Origin of the sequence: Mesonia sp. HuA40, from assembly GCF_008017835.1 — a bacterium.
Taxonomy (GTDB): Bacteria; Bacteroidota; Bacteroidia; order Flavobacteriales; family Flavobacteriaceae; genus Mesonia.
Genome location: NZ_VRLT01000029.1, coordinates 23,812 through 41,252, shown reverse-complemented (window position 1 = coordinate 41,252; position 17,441 = coordinate 23,812). Strand labels below are relative to the sequence as shown.

Below are 17,441 nucleotides of genomic sequence, written 5' to 3'. Positions count from 1 at the left end.
AGTCTTTTTTCTATTTTTGCGACATAAAGTCGACAAAATGGTAAGAAAAAACCAAACCCTGGGGGAGTTCATAATTGAAAACCAGGCTGAGTTCAAGTACTCATCGGGAGAATTATCTCGATTAATAAATGCAATTCGTCTAGCTGCAAAAGTGGTTAATCACGAGGTGAATAAAGCGGGTCTGGTAGACATTACTGGGGCAGCGGGTGAAACCAATATTCAGGGTGAGCAACAGCAAAAACTAGATGTCTATGCCAACGAAAAATTTATACAAACCATTACCAATAGGGAGATAGTTTGTGGTATTGCATCTGAAGAAAACGATGATTTTATTACCATTCAAGGTCAGAATAAAGACAACAATAATAAATATGTGTTGTTAATGGATCCGCTTGACGGAAGTTCAAATATTGATGTGAACGTATCTGTAGGAACCATATTTTCTGTGTACCGTAGGGTAACCCCAATGGGGCAACCGGTAACCAAAGAAGATTTTTTACAACCAGGTAATCAACAAGTAGCTGCAGGATATATTGTTTATGGCACCTCTACAATGCTTGTGTACACCACGGGGCACGGGGTAAATGGCTTTACTTTAAATCCGGCTATAGGTACTTATTATTTGTCGCATCCTAATATGCGTTTTCCTAAAACAGGAAATATTTACTCGGTGAATGAGGGGAATTATGCACAGTTTCCTCAAGGGGTAAAAGATTATATAAAATACTGTCAAGCAGAAGAAGGAGATAGGCCTTATACTGCTCGTTACATAGGCTCTTTGGTCTCAGATTTTCATCGGAATATGATTAAGGGTGGTATTTATATTTACCCTAAAAGCAAAAAGGCAACAAAGGGTAAATTAAGATTGCTATATGAGTGTAACCCCATGGCTTTTATAGCCGAACAAGCAGGAGGTAAGGCAAGTAATGGCTTTACGCGAATCTTAGATATACAGCCAGAGAGTTTGCACGAAAGAGTACCTTTCTTTTGTGGAAGCGAAGAAATGGTGAATAAAGCAGAAGAATTTATGCAAAAAGCAGAATAAAGTAGGTTAACCTACTTTATTCTTTTTCTAATAGGTATAGGTAATCATCAAAAGATAACTTGCCCCCTAAAATAGCGATAGATCGCTTGATGATAGCTTTGGAGTCCTCTGAAGAAAAACCTAAGGCAATACCATAGCGTTTCATCATAAAAGCTTCTTGTTCATCCATTTCATGATCAGCAAAAACCAAGGTGAGTAAATCGTACAAACGTTCTAAACGTTTAATCTTGGTATTAGGTGCTGTAAATGGGATGTTTTCAGGGTTTTTTAAGATAAGTTTATATTCTTCTTCGTTTATATCAAGTTTTCTAGCCAAACGCTCTAAAACCGCTTTTTCTTCATCGTTTATTTCACCGTCTACAGCGGCTAAACGTACAATAGAAGCAAAATGGCTAATGTTTCTGCTATGTGAACCTGAATCGAATAAATCTGAAAATGACATAGTTTGTTACAATTTAGACTACAAATATAGTATAATATCGCCATAACTTTAATGCTCAATTCAAGCTTATTTTAGTTGGTTTAGGCATTTTCTCCTTGACGGAACAAATTATTTCAATAAAGTAAAAGCCATACAATCTTATAATCAAGCTACTTTATATTTTTAGCTTGTTCATTATCAGGTTAAACAAAAATCCTTAATTTCGCAATTTATTTTGAAAGACAGCGCCATGAGTAAAAATTTTACCGAATACAAGCAACTGGATTTACCAGTAGTAGCACAAGAGATACTGAGCTATTGGAAAGAAAATCAAATTTTTGAAAAGAGTGTAAGTACCAGAGAAGGTAATCGGCCTTTTGTTTTTTTTGAAGGTCCGCCCTCTGCCAATGGTTTACCAGGTATTCATCATGTTATGGCGCGAAGTATTAAAGATATATTTTGCCGATATAAAACACAAAAAGGTTTTCAGGTAAACCGTAAAGCCGGCTGGGATACCCACGGTTTGCCCGTAGAGTTAGGGGTAGAAAAAGAGTTGGGTATTACTAAGGAGGATATCGGTTCTAAAATTTCTGTAGAAGAATATAACCAAGCTTGTAAAAATGCCGTAATGCGCTATACCGATGTTTGGTCAAAACTTACCGAAGAAATGGGCTATTGGGTAAATATGGATGATCCTTATATTACTTATAAGCCTAAATACATGGAAACCGTTTGGTGGTTACTGTCTGAAATTTACAAAAAAGGACTTATATATAAAGGCTATACCATTCAACCTTACTCACCAAAAGCAGGAACAGGCTTAAGCTCACACGAGCTAAATCAGCCAGGTACTTATCAAGATGTTACCGACACTACCGTAACGGCACAGTTTAAAGCTGTAGCGAGCAGTCTTCCTGCAGATTTAGCCAACTTTGAAAACCTGCACTTTATAGCTTGGACCACTACTCCTTGGACACTCCCAAGTAACACCGCACTTACAGTAGGTCCAAAAATTGAGTATGTGGTGGTTAAAACCTATAATCAATACACCTTTGAGCCAGTTAGTTTAGTAGTTGCTAAGAATTTGGTGAATAAGCAATTTGATAAAAAATATGTTGGCGTTGAAGATGAGAAAGCTTTGGCTAATTTTCAACAAGGAGATAAAAAAATACCTTATTTGGTGACCAACACTTTTCTAGGTAAAGATTTAGTAGGTATTCGTTATGAGCAATTGCTGCCCTACGCAAAACCTTATGAAACTCCAGAAAATGCCTTTAGAATTATTGCAGGTGATTTTGTGACCACAGAAGACGGTACAGGTATTGTGCATACCGCGCCCACTTTTGGAGCAGATGATGCGCTGGTCGCTAAACAAGCTAATCCGCCTGTGCCTCCTATGTTGGTGCTAGATGAGCAAGAGAATTTAGTGCCTTTAGTAGATTTGCAAGGTAAATTTAGACCCGAGATGGGAGAATTGGCCGGGAAGTATGTAAAAAATGAATACTATGCCCCCGAAGAAGCCCCAGATAAGTCGGTTGATGTTGAAATAGCCATTAAGCTTAAAGAAGAAAATAAAGCATTTAAGGTAGAGAAGTATGTGCACAGTTACCCAAATTGCTGGCGTACAGACAAACCTATATTATATTACCCTCTAGATTCTTGGTTTATAAAAGTAACCGAGGTAAAAGATCGTATGCACCAATTAAATACTACCATAAATTGGAAGCCCGCCTCGACTGGAGAGGGTAGGTTTGGTAACTGGTTAGCCAATGCCAATGATTGGAATTTATCGCGATCGAGATATTGGGGTATCCCACTACCTATTTGGCGTACAGAAGATAAGAAAGAGGAGATTATTATTGGTTCTATAGAAGAGTTGAAAGCCGAAATGAAACGCTCGGTAGAAGCTGGTTTTATGGAAAAAGATGTCTTTGAAGATTTTGTGGTAGGCGATATGAGTGATGCTAATTACGATCAAGTCGATTTACATAAAAATGTGGTCGATAAAATTGTACTGGTTTCGGCTAGTGGTAAGCCAATGAAACGCGAAGCCGACCTGATAGATGTTTGGTTTGACTCTGGAGCCATGCCTTATGCCCAATGGCATTATCCGTTTGAAAATAAGCAAGCCACCGAAGCAACACTAAGAAAAGCCGATTTTATTGCCGAAGGGGTAGATCAAACCAGAGGTTGGTTTTATACCTTACACGCCATCGCTACCATGGTTTTTGATGATGTAGCCTATAAAAATGTAGTGTCAAACGGCTTGGTATTAGATAAACACGGACAAAAAATGTCTAAGCGATTAGGCAATGCTGCCGACCCCTTTGAAACTTTATCTACCTATGGTCCAGACGCCACGCGATGGTATATGATAAGCAATGCCAACCCATGGGATAATTTAAAATTTGACCTCGAAGGTATCGCAGAGGTGCGTCGTAAGTTTTTTGGAACTTTGTACAACACCTATTCTTTTTTCGCGCTTTATGCCAATATAGACGGGTTTACCTATAAAGAAGAAGAGGTTTCTCTAGCCAAAAGACCCGAAATTGATCGTTGGATATTGTCTGAGCTTAATAGCTTAATCAAAGATGTAGATGCTTATTATGCTAGTTATGAGCCTACCAAGGCTGCTCGCGCAATTTCAGACTTTGTACAAGAAAATTTAAGTAACTGGTACGTGCGTCTGTGCCGAAGAAGATTCTGGAAAGGTGAATACCAAGAAGATAAAATATCGGCTTACCAAACTTTATATACTTGTTTGTTAAAAGTGGCCCAAATAGCGGCACCGATAGCGCCATTTTATATGGACAGACTTTACAAAGATTTAACAGCGGTTTCACTAGCAGATATGCCAGAAAGTGTACATTTGAGCACATTTCCAGCGTCTGATGCGAGTATGATTAATCAGGCACTTGAAAATAGAATGAAAAAAGCACAAGTAATTTCTAGTTTGGTGTTATCATTAAGAAAGAAGGAAATGATAAAAGTAAGGCAACCACTTCAACGCGTGATGATTCCTGTATTAGACGAGAGCGTTAGAGAAGAAATATTGGCGGTAGAAGACCTGATCAAATCTGAGGTAAATGTAAAGGAGATTGAATTGATTGATGACACTTCGGGAATATTGGTTAAAAAAATTAAACCTAATTTTAAAACCCTTGGACCTAAATTTGGAAAAGAAATGAAGGCTGTTGTTGCTGCTATTAGTAGCCTTGAGGCGGATAAAATTGCCAAATTAGAAAAGGAAGGTGAAATTAATTTAGAAGTTAATGGGAAATTAACTATTTTGCAGCTGAATGACGTAGAAATCACCTCAGAAGATATAGAGGGCTGGTTGGTTGCTACGCAATCCGGTTTAACCGTAGCGCTAGATGCGCATATTAGTCCAGAACTTAAACAAGAAGGAATCGCCAGAGAGCTGGTGAACAGAATTCAAAACTTGAGAAAAGATTCTGGATTTGAGGTTACCGATAAAATTGAAGTAAAAATACAAAAAGACGGACTGGTCGAGCAGGCTGTCTTGGCCAATGAATCTTATATTAAAAACGAAACACTCACAGCAAAACTCGAACTTGTTGATGAGTTAAAAGATGGGTTAGAAGTGAACTTTGATGATGTAAACACCCGTCTTGCTATAAAAAAATAAAACTATGAATACAGAGATTAAAGAAAGGTATAGTGATGCCGATTTAGAAGAATTTAAAGCCATCATTTTAGAGAAAATTGAAAAGGCTTCAGCGCAGTTAGAACTGTATAAAAGTGCCTATATGAACGATAGTTCTAATGGTACAGATGATACTTCACCTACTTTTAAAGCTTTTGATGAAGGAAGCGAGGTAATGAGTAAAGAAGCCAACTCACAATTGGCTATCCGACAAGAGAAGTTTATTCGCGATCTAAAAAACGCTTTAATTCGTATAGAGAATAAAACCTATGGTATTTGCAGGGTAACAGGCAAATTGATTAAAAAAGAACGATTATTACTCGTACCCCACGCTACTTTAAGTATTGAAGCTAAAAATATGCAAAAATAAATAGCAGAAAATTCTGCAAAAGGTTTCGTTTGAATTCTTTTTAAACGAAACCTTTTTTGTATCATTTGTAGAAATACTTTTCATTTTAAATTCATTTGAGTTGATTTCTGAGTATAAGATTTATAATAATCTTGTATTTTTACGCCAACAAAACTGCACACCATGTCACTTAAAAAAGCGGGACTTCTTATTTTTATTATATTACTGATTGATCAGATTTCAAAAATTTATATTAAAACTCATTTTGTTTTGGGTGAAGAAATTTTTGTATTTAATTGGTTTAGAATTCTATTTGTTGAGAATAATGGAATGGCTTGGGGCGCTCAAATACCAGGCGAATATGGTAAATTGTTCTTGACTCTTTTTAGATTGGTGGCCATTTCGGGTATTGGCTATTGGTTGTATGACTCGGTAAAAAAACAAGCCTCAAAAATATTAATTATATGTATCGCTTTTATTTTCGCCGGAGCTTTGGGTAATATTATCGATTCTGTTTTTTATGGAATTATCTTTGACCATAGCATAAATCAATTGGCCAGCTTTATGCCTGAAAATGGTGGCTATGCCACGCTATTTCACGGAAAAGTGGTAGATATGCTTTATTTCCCGTTATGGAGCGGGGTGTTACCCGAATGGATTCCTTTCTGGGGCGGCGATTATTTTACGTTCTTTGAGCCGGTATTTAATATCGCAGACTCCGCTATTACTGTAGGGGTTATCTTATTGATTCTTTTTAATAAAAAAGCATTTCCTAAAGAAGACAACTAGGCATTTTAATACATTACCAATCTCAATTATACGGCTGCACGCTGTAATTTCAAAAAACGAAACTTGGTTTAGTCAATCTTCTCGATTAAGTATATGTATATTTTATAAACTGCCTATAGTAAAAGTGACTACTATTGAAAAGAATTGATTTGGTTAAGATAAAACAGGTTTCCCTAAATTTTGATGGATTGAATCATAATTAATCTAGCAAAAACCTATTTTGTAAGGTAAAACTTGGATGTTTCGTTTTTTTTTTTTTTAGCTTTACTTGCATTAACTAATTTTATGAAATTTTACCCGCTTTTAACTCTATTTTTATCGATTTTTCTAGTTTCATGTAATGGTGATGACGATGCTCAATCCGAACAGGATTTCTCCTTAGAAACAAATTCAATAATAGGTACTTGGCAATGGGAATCAACAGATTGGCGCTCTCTAACGATTTGTGAAAAACAATCTACTTTTCACTTTAAATCAGATGGTGCACTAGAAATTGTTTTATACAAAAATAATTCTTCAGCAAATGATTGTGAGGTGCTTTTCAATGCAAATGTCAATTGGGTTGAGTTGAGTGAGAATCAAATTTTTATCTCGGGTGAAGTTAAAGTTGACGGCAGTACTTCAGAAATGAAACAGCAAGTGAAATTTGAGGTAATTGACAAAAAAACACTAGTTTTAGAAACTTATGACGAAAGTCTTGAATCTAACTTAATTAACACCTATATAAAAATAGATGATGAAAACTAAATTATTTATCCTTGGGGTATTGTCCTTGCTGTTTACCCAAAATGCTTTATACGCTCAAACAAATAACAACGAAGGTCAAGTAGAAGACGGTTTTTTTAGTGTTCAAACGGGCTTTTTAGGGGTTTGGGGACAATACGAATTTGGCTTGAGTAACACTTTGGCGTTAAGAACTGAAGTTGGCCTCGATATGGCCGCTTTTGGTGGTAGTATTTACCAAGAAAACAACCGGGTAAATTATGCTTTAGCGCCGGTGATATCGGCGGAGCCAAGATGGTATTATAACCTTAAGAAAAGAGCGGTAAAAAAACGTAAAACATCTAAAAATAGCGGAAACTTTTTGGCTATTCAAACGGCTTATAACCCTGATTGGTTTGTAGTGTCTAATGTAGATAATCTCGAGGTTATCGATCAGATAAGAATCGTACCCAAATGGGGAATTAGACGCAGCATAGGTAAACATTTTAACTACGAGTTAGGCTTAGGTGTTGGTTATGTGCGCGCTTTTATAGATGAAGATAAATACTTATACAAGATAGATAAAGACGATGTGTTTTTAGACTTGCATATACGTATTGGATACAGTTTTTAAACTAAAGTTCACCAATTAAAAGCTAGCCTTTCGGTTGGCTTTTTTAATGATTAAAACGATAGGTTTTGCTAGGCGTAATGCAATAATCTAGGGGTACATCAAATCCATTGGAATCTATTTTTTCTTTTGCCTCAAAAAAAGAAAGTCCAATTTTAATTGTGTTGGCTTGGCATTCGTTTAAAAACCTATCGTAAAATCCTTTTCCATAACCAACTCTATTTCCGTTAAGGTCAAAAGCTAAGAGCGGCATAAACACCACCTCAATCTGTTGAGGGTGAATTGTAATTCCATCAACAGGTTCTGGTATACCATAGGCATTAACTTTTATTTTAGTCGTATCCGTAAGCAAGAAATGCTGTAAAGTAAAATTTTTAAAATCACTTTTAGCCAGTACTATATTTTTATCTTTACCCTGCAACAAGTGCAACATAAACTCTGTATTCACCTCATTTTGTTTAGCAATAGGTAAAAAAATATGGTAAAAAGAAAAATCCCATATAGGTAATTGGGCCGCCTTATTCGCTATGGCCAAGCTCATTTTTTCTAATAATTCCTTAGTTAGCGCCTGACGCTTTTTTTTGTATATTTTACGGATTTGATTCTTGTTTGTCATATATTAAGAAATAGATAAATGAAACAAAGCGTCTCCTTGGTAGACAATAGGCGATTCGTTTACGTTTATTATATAACCCGACGACCTAGCTTTTACCAAATATCTAAACGATCCGTATGGATCTGTAATCTGGGCAAGTACCTCACCTTGATCTACTTTTTTTCCACAAGCCACCTTTAAATGCAGTAAACCACTATGTGCGGCGCGTATCCATTTACTTTGGCTTACCAAAATGGGAGGTTTGCTGGCAGGTTTTAAATCAAATGAACCTTTTAACATACCTAAGTGACCTAATAAACGTAGGCAACCTTGCACCCCAATTTGGGTGATTTGTTTATTGTTATCTAGAGATTTTCCTCCTTCAAATAACAAGGTAGGAATATTGGCTTGGTAGCAAGATGCGCGATAAGATTTGCTAATGGTACTCGAGTAAACTATAAAAGGAGCATTAAAAATATGAGCCAATTCTAATAAAGGCTCATCATTCTCTCTAATACGTATTTGCGGAGCATTGAATCGACTAGCACCACCAGTATGAAAGTCTACGCAATAATCTACTACTGGTAAAATTTCTTGGGTGAATTGATAGGCAAATCGCGAGGCAAGCGGACCTTTTTTTGAGCCCGGGAAAACCCGGTTTAGGTCTCTTCCATCAGGAAACTCCCTTTGTAAATTTAAAAAACCAAAAACGTTAAAAACAGGAATACAAATTATGGTTCCTATTTTAGGTCTATTTATTTTTCTCGAAATAAGTTGGCGCACTACCTCTATTCCGTTTATTTCATCGCCGTGAACACCAGCGGTAAATAAGACAATGGGCCCTGGCTTTTTTGATCGTTCAATAATTACAGGTACTTCTACAGGGCTAGCGGTAAATAGTTTGGCCGAGTTAAAATTGAGACGTGCACTTTCACCGGGCTGAATTGTTTGCCCTAACAGGTGCAGTGCATTATTTTGATCTAGCTCACCCAAAATTTATGCATTTTTTTCAATAAATCTAATGATGCTTTTAGCGATATCTTTGTTGGTAGCTTTCTCTATACCTTCTAAACCTGGAGAAGAATTGACCTCTAAAATCAACGGCCCTCTAGAGCTTTGCAGCATGTCAACTCCAGCTACGCCAAGCCCCATAGCTTTTGCGGCTCTAACGGCAGCTACTTCTTCTTCATCAGAAAGTTCTATGATTTCTGCAGAACCGCCACGGTGTAAATTAGATCTAAATTCTCCTTCTTTTCCTTGTCTCTTCATCGCACCTACTACGTGCCCATCTACCACAAAAGCACGAATATCGGCACCTTTAGCTTCTTTGATAAATTCTTGAACAATTACACGAGCTTGCAAGCCGTTAAAAGCTTCAATTACAGACCTGGCTGCATTTTTAGTTTCGGCTAGAACAACTCCTAATCCTTGGGTGCCCTCTAATAATTTAATCACCAACGGGGTGCCGCCCACTTGATTGATAACCCCTTCAACGTCTCTAGAATAATTGGTAAAAACGGTCTTTGGTAAACCAATTTTTGCTTTAGACAGCAACTGCAAACTTCTCAATTTATCCCGACTACGCAGTAATGCTTCAGATCCCGTCGTGGTAAAAGCGTTCATCATTTCAAATTGTCTAACTACAGCAGTGCCATAAAAAGTAACCGAAGCACCGATTCTAGGAATTACCGCATCTACGTGTTCTAGGTATTTACCTTTATAATAAATATTGGGTTTGCGTTTTTCAATGACAATATCGCATTTTAAGGGGTCTATAATCTCTACCTCATGTTTTCTTTTTTTGGCTGCTTCAACCAAACGCTGAGTAGAGTATAAATTTGGGTTTCTAGAGAGAATTTTAATATTCATATCATTAGTGAGGTTTATTCAATTTTGATAGGTTTTCTTTGCTAACATCAACTATAAAGCGATGCGTTAAAAACTTACGACCAATTAAGATAGGGAAATTCATTTCTTCACGGTCGCTTAAGGTTAATTCTATTGGGTATTCTTGTTCAAATAAAAAAATACGCGTTTTTATTAAATAACGCAGTTGCACCTGCCCGTTACTGCTTTTTACCTTCTTTTGTTTAAATTGATCAAAAACAAAAGATTTGCCGTTATATTCGGGATGTTCAGGGTCTAAAAATACGCAATGCAATTTGTTCTCCTTTACCTGAATGTCTTTGCAGTGTATAGATGAGGTATAAGCGCCTGTATCAATTTTAATAGCAATGTCTTTAATTGCTAACAAAGGGAAATCGGCTACATCACATCTTCCTACGATAATTGGCGAAGAGGTGGTTTTCATGGGCAAAACAATATTAAAAAGGAAAAGGTACTTAAAATTTAAAGCTTATAAAAATTTGCAGATTGCTTTCCGCGGAAGCGTCTAGCGTATACTTTTATTTTTTGTCAAAAATACTCGAAAATTTGATATTTCAAATTCTTTTTAATTGAGTCCACCACTTTTATTTGTTGGTAAGAAAATACAGTATATTTGGGCTATGGAGCAGCCAGATTTAGCGATACAAGTAAAAACATTACCCAGCAGCCCTGGTGTTTATCAATATTACGACAAGGCCGGGAAGATTTTGTATGTTGGTAAAGCCAAAAACTTAAAAAAGAGAGTAAGTTCTTACTTTAATAAAAAGCACGATAGCCACCGCATTGCGGTGATGGTGAAGAAGATAAAAACCATAAAACACATTGTGGTAAACTCTGAAACCGACGCCTTGTTGCTAGAAAATAACCTTATAAAAAAATACCAGCCCCGATTTAATGTTATGTTAAAGGATGACAAAACTTATCCTTGGATTTGCATTAAAAACGAACGTTTTCCTCGGGTTTTTCCAACACGTAGATTAATAAAAGACGGTAGCGAATATTACGGGCCTTATACCAGTTTTAAAACAGTAAACACCTTGCTAGAGCTTATTAGAGGGCTTTATCAACTGCGAACCTGTAATTTTGATTTATCTAAGCAAAAAATAGAACAAGGCAAGTATAAGGTGTGTTTAGAGTATCATTTAGGAAATTGTAAAGGGCCTTGCGAAGACCTACAGTCTGAAACAGAATACCATAAAAATATAGAGCATATTCGGCAAATTGTAAAAGGAGATTTTAAAGATTCGCTACAGCAGTTTAAAAGTCAGATGCAGACCTATGCAGAGAATATGCAGTTTGAAGAGGCGCAGCGAATTAAGGAGAAAATTGAGGTGCTTGAAAAATATCAGGCTAAAAGTACAGTAGTTAATCCTAAAATTACCAATGTAGATGTTTTCTCGATTATTTCGGATGAAGGTTATGGTTATGTGAATTTTTTACAGATTTCGCACGGGAGCATCATTCGTTCACATACTATTGAGCTTAAGAAAAAACTCGATGAAACCGATAAAGAATTGCTTGAGCTGGCCATTACCGAAATCAGACAACGATTTAACTCCATGTCAAGAGAAATCTTTGTACCTTTTCCTGTAAAAACCGTAGAAGGAGTAAAAGTTACCGTACCTAAGTTGGGTGATAAAAAAGCTATTGTAGATCTTTCTTTACGTAATGCGAAATACTTTAGACAAGAGCGATTTAAGCAAATGAAAATGGTAGATCCCGATAGGCATACCAATCGTTTAATGGCACAAATGAAAAAAGACCTACGCCTCAATGAAGAACCCAGGCATATCGAATGCTTTGATAACTCGAATATTCAAGGAACAAATCCTGTAGCCGCTTGCGTGGTATTTAAAAACGGGAAGCCTAGTAAAAAAGATTACCGTAAATTTAATATTAAAACGGTAGAAGGTCCAGATGATTTTGCCTCGATGGAAGAGGTCGTATTCAGGCGATACAAACGGCTACTCCAAGAAGAGCAGCCCTTGCCTCAACTCATTATAATAGATGGGGGTAAAGGGCAATTGAATTCGGCTCTAAAAGCTTTAGACGATTTGAATTTACGCGGTAAGATTGCAATAATTGGCATAGCTAAGCGATTAGAAGAATTGTTTTACCCAGGTGATAAATATCCCTTATATTTAGATAAAAAATCAGAAACTTTAAAAATTATACAGCAATTACGAAATGAAGCTCACCGCTTTGGTATTACTTTTCACAGAGACAAGCGTAGTAAAGCTGCTTTAGGTACTGCCTTAGAAGAAATACCAGGTATAGGTGAAAAAACGGCGGTAAGTTTACTCAAACATTTCCGCTCGGTTTCTAAAGTAAAAAAAGCTAGTCTTGAGGAGCTTCAAGAGGTTGTTGGATTAGCAAAAGCCCAGCTGATATATCAATTTTATGAAAATCATGAATAAACCTTCACTTATATTCTTATTATTTTGTTTTTGGGTGGTGCAATTAGTGGCTCAAGAGCATAAATCTATACCAGAAAACCCAAGAGTTGGTGTAGTATTAAGTGGAGGCGGAGCAAAGGGACTGGCTCATATAGGTGTATTAAAAGCTATTGAAGAATCGGGGATGCGGGTAGATTATATTGCCGGTACAAGTATGGGTGCTATAGTAGGTTCTTTGTACGCAACAGGCTATACAGCCCACCAGCTTGATTCAATTTTTAATTCGGTTAATTTTGAACAACTTCTGCAAGATCAAGTTCCTAGAAATGCAAAGTCTTTTTACGAGAAGAATGATTCCGAGCGCTATGCTTTGATCCTACCGTTTAATCAATTTAAATTGAGTTTACCTTCTAGTCTCTCGAAAGGACAAAATTTTTATAATTTATTAGCCCAATTGATGCACCCAGTAAGAGATATAAAAGACTTTTCAAAACTACCTATACCCTTTTTCTGTATGGCGACAGATGTAGAGACCGGAAAAGAAGTAGTGTTAGATAAAGGTGGTTTGCCCGAAGCTGTAAGTGCTAGTGGTGCACTACCAACCTTATTTAGTCCAGTAGAAATTAATGGTCAATTACTAATAGATGGTGGGGTAACCAATAATTACCCAGTGCGCTTGTTGCGTGCAAAAAATCTAGATTATATAATAGGTATAGACGTACAAGATAGTTTGGTAAACAGAGATAAGTTGCAATCGGTACTAGAAATTTTTACTCAAATCAATAATTTTAGAACGATCCATGATATGAAAGAGAAACGTCTAGAGACAGATGTTTATATAAAACCAGATATAAGTGCTTACACTGTTTTGTCTTTTGATAAAGGGAAACAAATTATAAAAGAAGGAGAAAAAGTTGCGGCAGAATATAGATCAATCTTTCAAGAAATTGCAAAAAAACAGAAGCAGCTGAATTATAAACATAAAGACTTACAGCCAAGAGATTCCCTATTTATTCAAAATATTGCTATTATGGGAAGTAGTAAATATCCTAGAAACTACATCAGGGGGCGCTTAAAAATAAATGAAAATCAAAAAATAGCTTACACCCAACTCAATGACGGTTTACAAAATATTTCGGCAACAGGAAACTTTAAGCGAATCACTTATAGGTTATTGCCACAGCCAGATAATAAATTTGATTTAATACTTGAAGTGACCGAGAATAAGACCGATACTTTTTTGCGATTTGGGCTGCATTTTGACGAGCTCTACCGTAGTGCTGCATTGGTCAATTTTACACATAAAAGCTTGCTCTTTTCCAATGATATTTTGTCATTCGACGGTATTGCCGGAGATAATTTTAGGTATGATTTTCAATATTATCTTGACAAAGGAGTTTACTGGAGTTTAGGTTTAAATTCTCGAGTAAATCAATTTAATAAAAACGTTGCCTTTAAAACCATAAACGAAAATATAGATATACCCAATCTCGATGTAAATATGGTAGATGTGCATTATTTTGATTTTACAAATCAATTTTACGCCGAGACTTTTTTATCTAAACACTTTAAGTTTGGTGTAGGGGCAGAGCATAAATATACAAGAATTGAAACCGAAACTATTTTTGGTGAAGAAAATCAACAATCATTGCCTTTTGCCATTCTTGAGGAGAGTAACGTATACAGTGTACTGGGTTATTTGTATTACGATACTTTTGACGATGCTCATTTTCCTACCCGAGGTTTTAAATTTAAAGCAAATTTTAATTTGTATCTATTTGCGCAAAAAGAAACTTATGCGTTTTCTGAGTTTTCAATCGCTAGTGGTTATTTAGGTTATACCTTTTCCGTAAATCCTTGGTTGCGATTTAAGGTAGATTCTGAGGCTGGTTTTAGGATCGGGAAAAACAGTATGGGTGCCCTCGATTTTGTATTAGGAGGGTATGGCGCAAAACCTATAAATAATTTTGTACCCTTTTATGGTTATGATTTTGTGAGCCTATCGGCAGACAGTTATATCAAGGGTCAAATAAATGCCGATATAGAATTTTTACCAAAAAATCATTTTACCCTAGGCTATGCGATGGCCAATGTAGAAAATGATTTGTTTGAAACCGGCAATTGGTTAAGCTTACCAGACTATACGGGCTTTTCTTTTGGTTATGGTCTTGAAACAATTTTAGGTCCCATTGAAATAAGGTATACCCAGTCGCCCGAGCGTAATAAAAGCGAGTGGTTTTTTAGTTTGGGCTACGCGTTCTAAGCGGTTCTATTTTTATAGCTTCATACCTTAAATCTATAAAAAATAATAAAGCACTGCTCTGTTTGTAATTCGGTTTATATATTCCATAAAAATACCGATATTTGTAAAATTAGCTTTATTTTAACAAACTTAAAACTAAAATTTGCCCTATGCCTTTCTATCATAAATTAGGAAAAATTCCGCCCAAGCGACATACTATTTTCAAAAAACCCAATGGTAAATTGTATTACGAGCAGTTGTTTGGTACTATAGGTTTTGATGGTATGTCTTCAAATATGTACCACGAGCACAGACCCACTCAAGTTAAGGCGGTTAAAGACCCTTACAGCGTTAAGCCAAAAGTGGCCATTAAAAACAATATTAAATCTTATCGCTTTCGCGGATTTCAAACGCGACCAGAGCCAGATTTTTTAAAGAGTAGGAAAACCGTTTTAACCAACTCAGACTGTAGTATTGTTTTAGCGGCGCCTCAACAAAGTACCAAAGAGTATTTTTATAAAAATGCCGATGAGGATGAAATGATTTTTATACATCAAGGCTCGGGTAAGTTAAGAACCCAATTGGGTAACCTTGATTTTAAATATGGAGATTATTTACTTATACCACGAGGAACTATTTATAAAATAGATTTTGATGATGAGGTAAACCGTTTGTTTATTGTAGAGTCTAGCCGGCCTATGTACACGCCTAAGCGTTACCGCAATCATTTTGGGCAATTATTAGAGCATAGCCCATTTTGTGAACGAGACATTAGGCAGCCTTATGAATTAGAAACCTACGATGAAGAGGGAGACTTTCTTATAAAGGTAAAAAAGCAAGGAGAAATTTTTGATATGACCTATGCCACCCATCCGTTTGATGTGGTAGGTTATGACGGTTATAATTATCCTTATGCATTTTCAATTCACGATTTTGAACCTATTACAGGTCGTATACATCAGCCGCCACCAGTTCATCAAACCTTTGAAACAGATGCTTTTGTGGTGTGCTCTTTCTGCCCTAGATTATATGATTATCATCCAGAGGCTATCCCCGCGCCTTACAGCCATTCTAATATAGATAGCGATGAGGTGCTGTACTATGTAGACGGTGATTTTATGAGTAGAAACGATATTGAAGCGGGGCATATTTCACTTCATCCTGCAGGAATCCCACACGGGCCGCACCCCGGAGCGGTAGAGCGAAGTATAGGTCAGGTTAAAACCGAAGAATTAGCGGTAATGGTAGATACTTTTAAGCCGCTACAAGTAACAGAGGAAGCTATGAAAATTGCCGATGAAGATTATTTTAAATCTTGGTTGGCTTAAATAATAAAACAACAGACAAAATTAAATTGTAATGAGTAAAAAGATAGAATCTGTAAATTACGGATTAGAAAAGATTTTTGATGGCGCGCAGGATTTTTTGCCGCTTTTAGGAACAGATTATGTTGAATTGTATGTAGGAAATGCCAAACAAGCGGCCCATTTTTATAAATCGGCTTTTGGTTTCCAATCTTTAGCGTACAAAGGTTTAGAAACAGGTAGCAAAGACACCGTTTCTTATGTGTTGGTTCAAGATAAAATTAGACTAGTTTTAACTTCACCCTTAAATTCAAAAAGCAAAGTAAACGACCATATTGTTAAACACGGTGACGGGGTAAAAGTGATTGCTCTATGGGTAGAAGATGCACGTGCAGCGTATGAAGAAACCACAAAAAGGGGCGCAAAGTCTTTTCTCGAACCAACAGTAGAAAAAGATGAAAACGGTGAAGTGGTAAAGGCTGGTATTTATACCTATGGTGAAACCGTACATATGTTTGTAGAACGTAAAAATTTTAAGGGTACTTTCTTGCCCGGTTATAAAATTTGGGAATCAGACTTTAAACCAGAACCTGTTGGACTTAAGTTTATTGACCATATGGTAGGTAATGTGGGCTGGAATGAAATGAATACTTGGGTAAAGTGGTATGAAGACGTAATGGGATTTGTAAATTTCTTGTCTTTTGATGACAAACAGATACATACCGAATATTCTGCCTTAATGAGTAAAGTAATGAGTAATGGCAACGGGCGTATAAAATTCCCTATCAATGAACCCGCAGAAGGCATAAAAAAATCACAAATCGAGGAGTATTTAGACTTTTATGAAGGTGCGGGTGTACAACATATTGCAGTAAGTACAGATGATATAATAAAAACAGTTTCCGATTTGCGTGCGCGAGGAGTAGAGTTTTTATCTGTTCCGCCAGATGAATATTATAGAGCAGTACCAGGAAGATTAGAGGAATTTAGCCACGAGTTGCGCGAAGATTTAGAGCGTCTAAAAAGTCTAGGTATTATGGTTGATGCAGACGAAGAAGGCTATCTTTTACAAATTTTCACCAAACCAGTGCAAGACAGACCTACCTTGTTTTTTGAAATAATACAGCGAATGGGTGCAAAAGGCTTTGGCGCAGGAAACTTTAAAGCCTTATTTGAGTCTATTGAGCGTGAACAAGCTTTAAGGGGTACATTAGATAAAAGCTAAATTATAGCTCTTAACTTTAATTGTATTGTTAATAAATTGTTAACTATATTAAAATAAGGTTAAAGTGAATTTAAAGGCTTGCAGTAATGTAAAATAGTCGTACTTTTGCCGAGCCTTTTGAGGGTGGTTCCTTAGAAGGTAATTTTTGAAGAATTTTTTTCATAAATTTAAGTTTTAGTTGGTTAATA

General features: G+C 36.3%; 15 protein-coding genes. 10 read left to right on the top strand and 5 right to left on the bottom strand.

The genetic code is table 11. The features are described from left to right. The first annotated feature begins 37 nt into the window (after positions 1 to 37). Positions 38 to 1,045, top strand: a complete 1,008-nt coding sequence (fbp, locus tag FT993_RS06430; protein WP_147861722.1) for a class 1 fructose-bisphosphatase — start codon at positions 38 to 40, stop codon at positions 1,043 to 1,045. A 16-nt stretch (positions 1,046 to 1,061) separates the two neighbouring features. Here the strand turns inward: fbp and FT993_RS06425 are convergent, their stop codons facing one another. Beyond that, positions 1,062 to 1,487 (bottom strand): TerB family tellurite resistance protein, encoded by a 426-nt coding sequence (locus tag FT993_RS06425; RefSeq protein WP_147861721.1) that lies wholly within the window; start codon positions 1,485 to 1,487, stop codon positions 1,062 to 1,064. Between the two features lie 229 nt (positions 1,488 to 1,716). Here FT993_RS06425 and ileS point away from each other — a divergent pair, with 229 nt between their 5' ends. The 5 genes from ileS to FT993_RS06400 all read left to right on the top strand — a co-directional run bounded on the left by ileS (position 1,717) and on the right by FT993_RS06400 (position 7,607). Beyond that, positions 1,717 to 5,115, top strand: coding sequence for an isoleucine--tRNA ligase (ileS, locus tag FT993_RS06420; RefSeq protein WP_147861720.1), 3,399 nt, complete (start codon positions 1,717 to 1,719; stop codon positions 5,113 to 5,115). A gap of 4 nt (positions 5,116 to 5,119) precedes the next feature. Beyond that, positions 5,120 to 5,503 (top strand): TraR/DksA C4-type zinc finger protein, encoded by a 384-nt coding sequence (locus FT993_RS06415; RefSeq protein ID WP_147861719.1) that lies wholly within the window; start codon positions 5,120 to 5,122, stop codon positions 5,501 to 5,503. A 162-nt stretch (positions 5,504 to 5,665) separates the two neighbouring features. After that, positions 5,666 to 6,271, top strand: coding sequence for a lipoprotein signal peptidase (locus tag FT993_RS06410; RefSeq protein WP_147861718.1), 606 nt, complete (start codon positions 5,666 to 5,668; stop codon positions 6,269 to 6,271). A gap of 285 nt (positions 6,272 to 6,556) precedes the next feature. After that, positions 6,557 to 7,018, top strand: coding sequence for a hypothetical protein (locus FT993_RS06405; protein WP_147861717.1), 462 nt, complete (start codon positions 6,557 to 6,559; stop codon positions 7,016 to 7,018). Beyond that, a complete protein-coding gene (locus FT993_RS06400) occupies positions 7,005 to 7,607 on the top strand; it encodes a hypothetical protein (protein ID WP_147861716.1) in 603 nt (200 codons plus the stop codon). The genes FT993_RS06405 and FT993_RS06400 overlap by 14 nt, the downstream gene beginning before the upstream one ends. Positions 7,608 to 7,650: 43 nt before the next feature. On the opposite strand, the gene FT993_RS06395 is transcribed toward FT993_RS06400, so the two are convergent. The 4 genes from FT993_RS06395 to FT993_RS06380 are packed head-to-tail and all read right to left on the bottom strand — an operon-like array spanning position 7,651 to position 10,510. After that, positions 7,651 to 8,220: a 5-formyltetrahydrofolate cyclo-ligase gene (locus tag FT993_RS06395; RefSeq protein ID WP_147861715.1), complete on the bottom strand. Its 570-nt coding sequence runs from the start codon at positions 8,218 to 8,220 to the stop codon at positions 7,651 to 7,653. A 3-nt stretch (positions 8,221 to 8,223) separates the two neighbouring features. Continuing rightward, a complete protein-coding gene (locus FT993_RS06390) occupies positions 8,224 to 9,192 on the bottom strand; it encodes a succinylglutamate desuccinylase/aspartoacylase family protein (RefSeq protein WP_147861714.1) in 969 nt (322 codons plus the stop codon). A gap of 3 nt (positions 9,193 to 9,195) precedes the next feature. Continuing rightward, the gene (gene rimK, locus FT993_RS06385) at positions 9,196 to 10,068 is read right to left on the bottom strand and encodes a 30S ribosomal protein S6--L-glutamate ligase (RefSeq protein ID WP_147861713.1); all 873 of its coding nucleotides are present in this window, start codon (positions 10,066 to 10,068) and stop codon (positions 9,196 to 9,198) included. Positions 10,069 to 10,072: 4 nt separating this feature from the next. After that, entirely contained in the window at positions 10,073 to 10,510 is a 438-nt protein-coding gene (locus tag FT993_RS06380) for a RimK/LysX family protein (protein ID WP_147861712.1), read from the bottom strand. A gap of 196 nt (positions 10,511 to 10,706) precedes the next feature. Between FT993_RS06380 and uvrC the strand changes: the two genes are divergently transcribed. The 4 genes from uvrC to hppD all read left to right on the top strand — a co-directional run bounded on the left by uvrC (position 10,707) and on the right by hppD (position 17,253). Further along, entirely contained in the window at positions 10,707 to 12,503 is a 1,797-nt protein-coding gene (gene uvrC / locus FT993_RS06375; RefSeq protein WP_147862008.1) for an excinuclease ABC subunit UvrC, read from the top strand. After that, complete coding sequence (locus tag FT993_RS06370; protein WP_255504437.1) at positions 12,496 to 14,745, top strand: patatin-like phospholipase family protein; 2,250 nt, start codon at positions 12,496 to 12,498, stop codon at positions 14,743 to 14,745. The genes uvrC and FT993_RS06370 overlap by 8 nt, the downstream gene beginning before the upstream one ends. Before the next feature lie 149 nt (positions 14,746 to 14,894). After that, positions 14,895 to 16,052: a homogentisate 1,2-dioxygenase gene (locus FT993_RS06365; RefSeq protein WP_147861710.1), complete on the top strand. Its 1,158-nt coding sequence runs from the start codon at positions 14,895 to 14,897 to the stop codon at positions 16,050 to 16,052. 31 nt (positions 16,053 to 16,083) lie between these two features. Beyond that, complete coding sequence (hppD, locus tag FT993_RS06360; protein WP_147861709.1) at positions 16,084 to 17,253, top strand: 4-hydroxyphenylpyruvate dioxygenase; 1,170 nt, start codon at positions 16,084 to 16,086, stop codon at positions 17,251 to 17,253. The last annotated feature ends 188 nt before the right edge of the window (positions 17,254 to 17,441 follow it).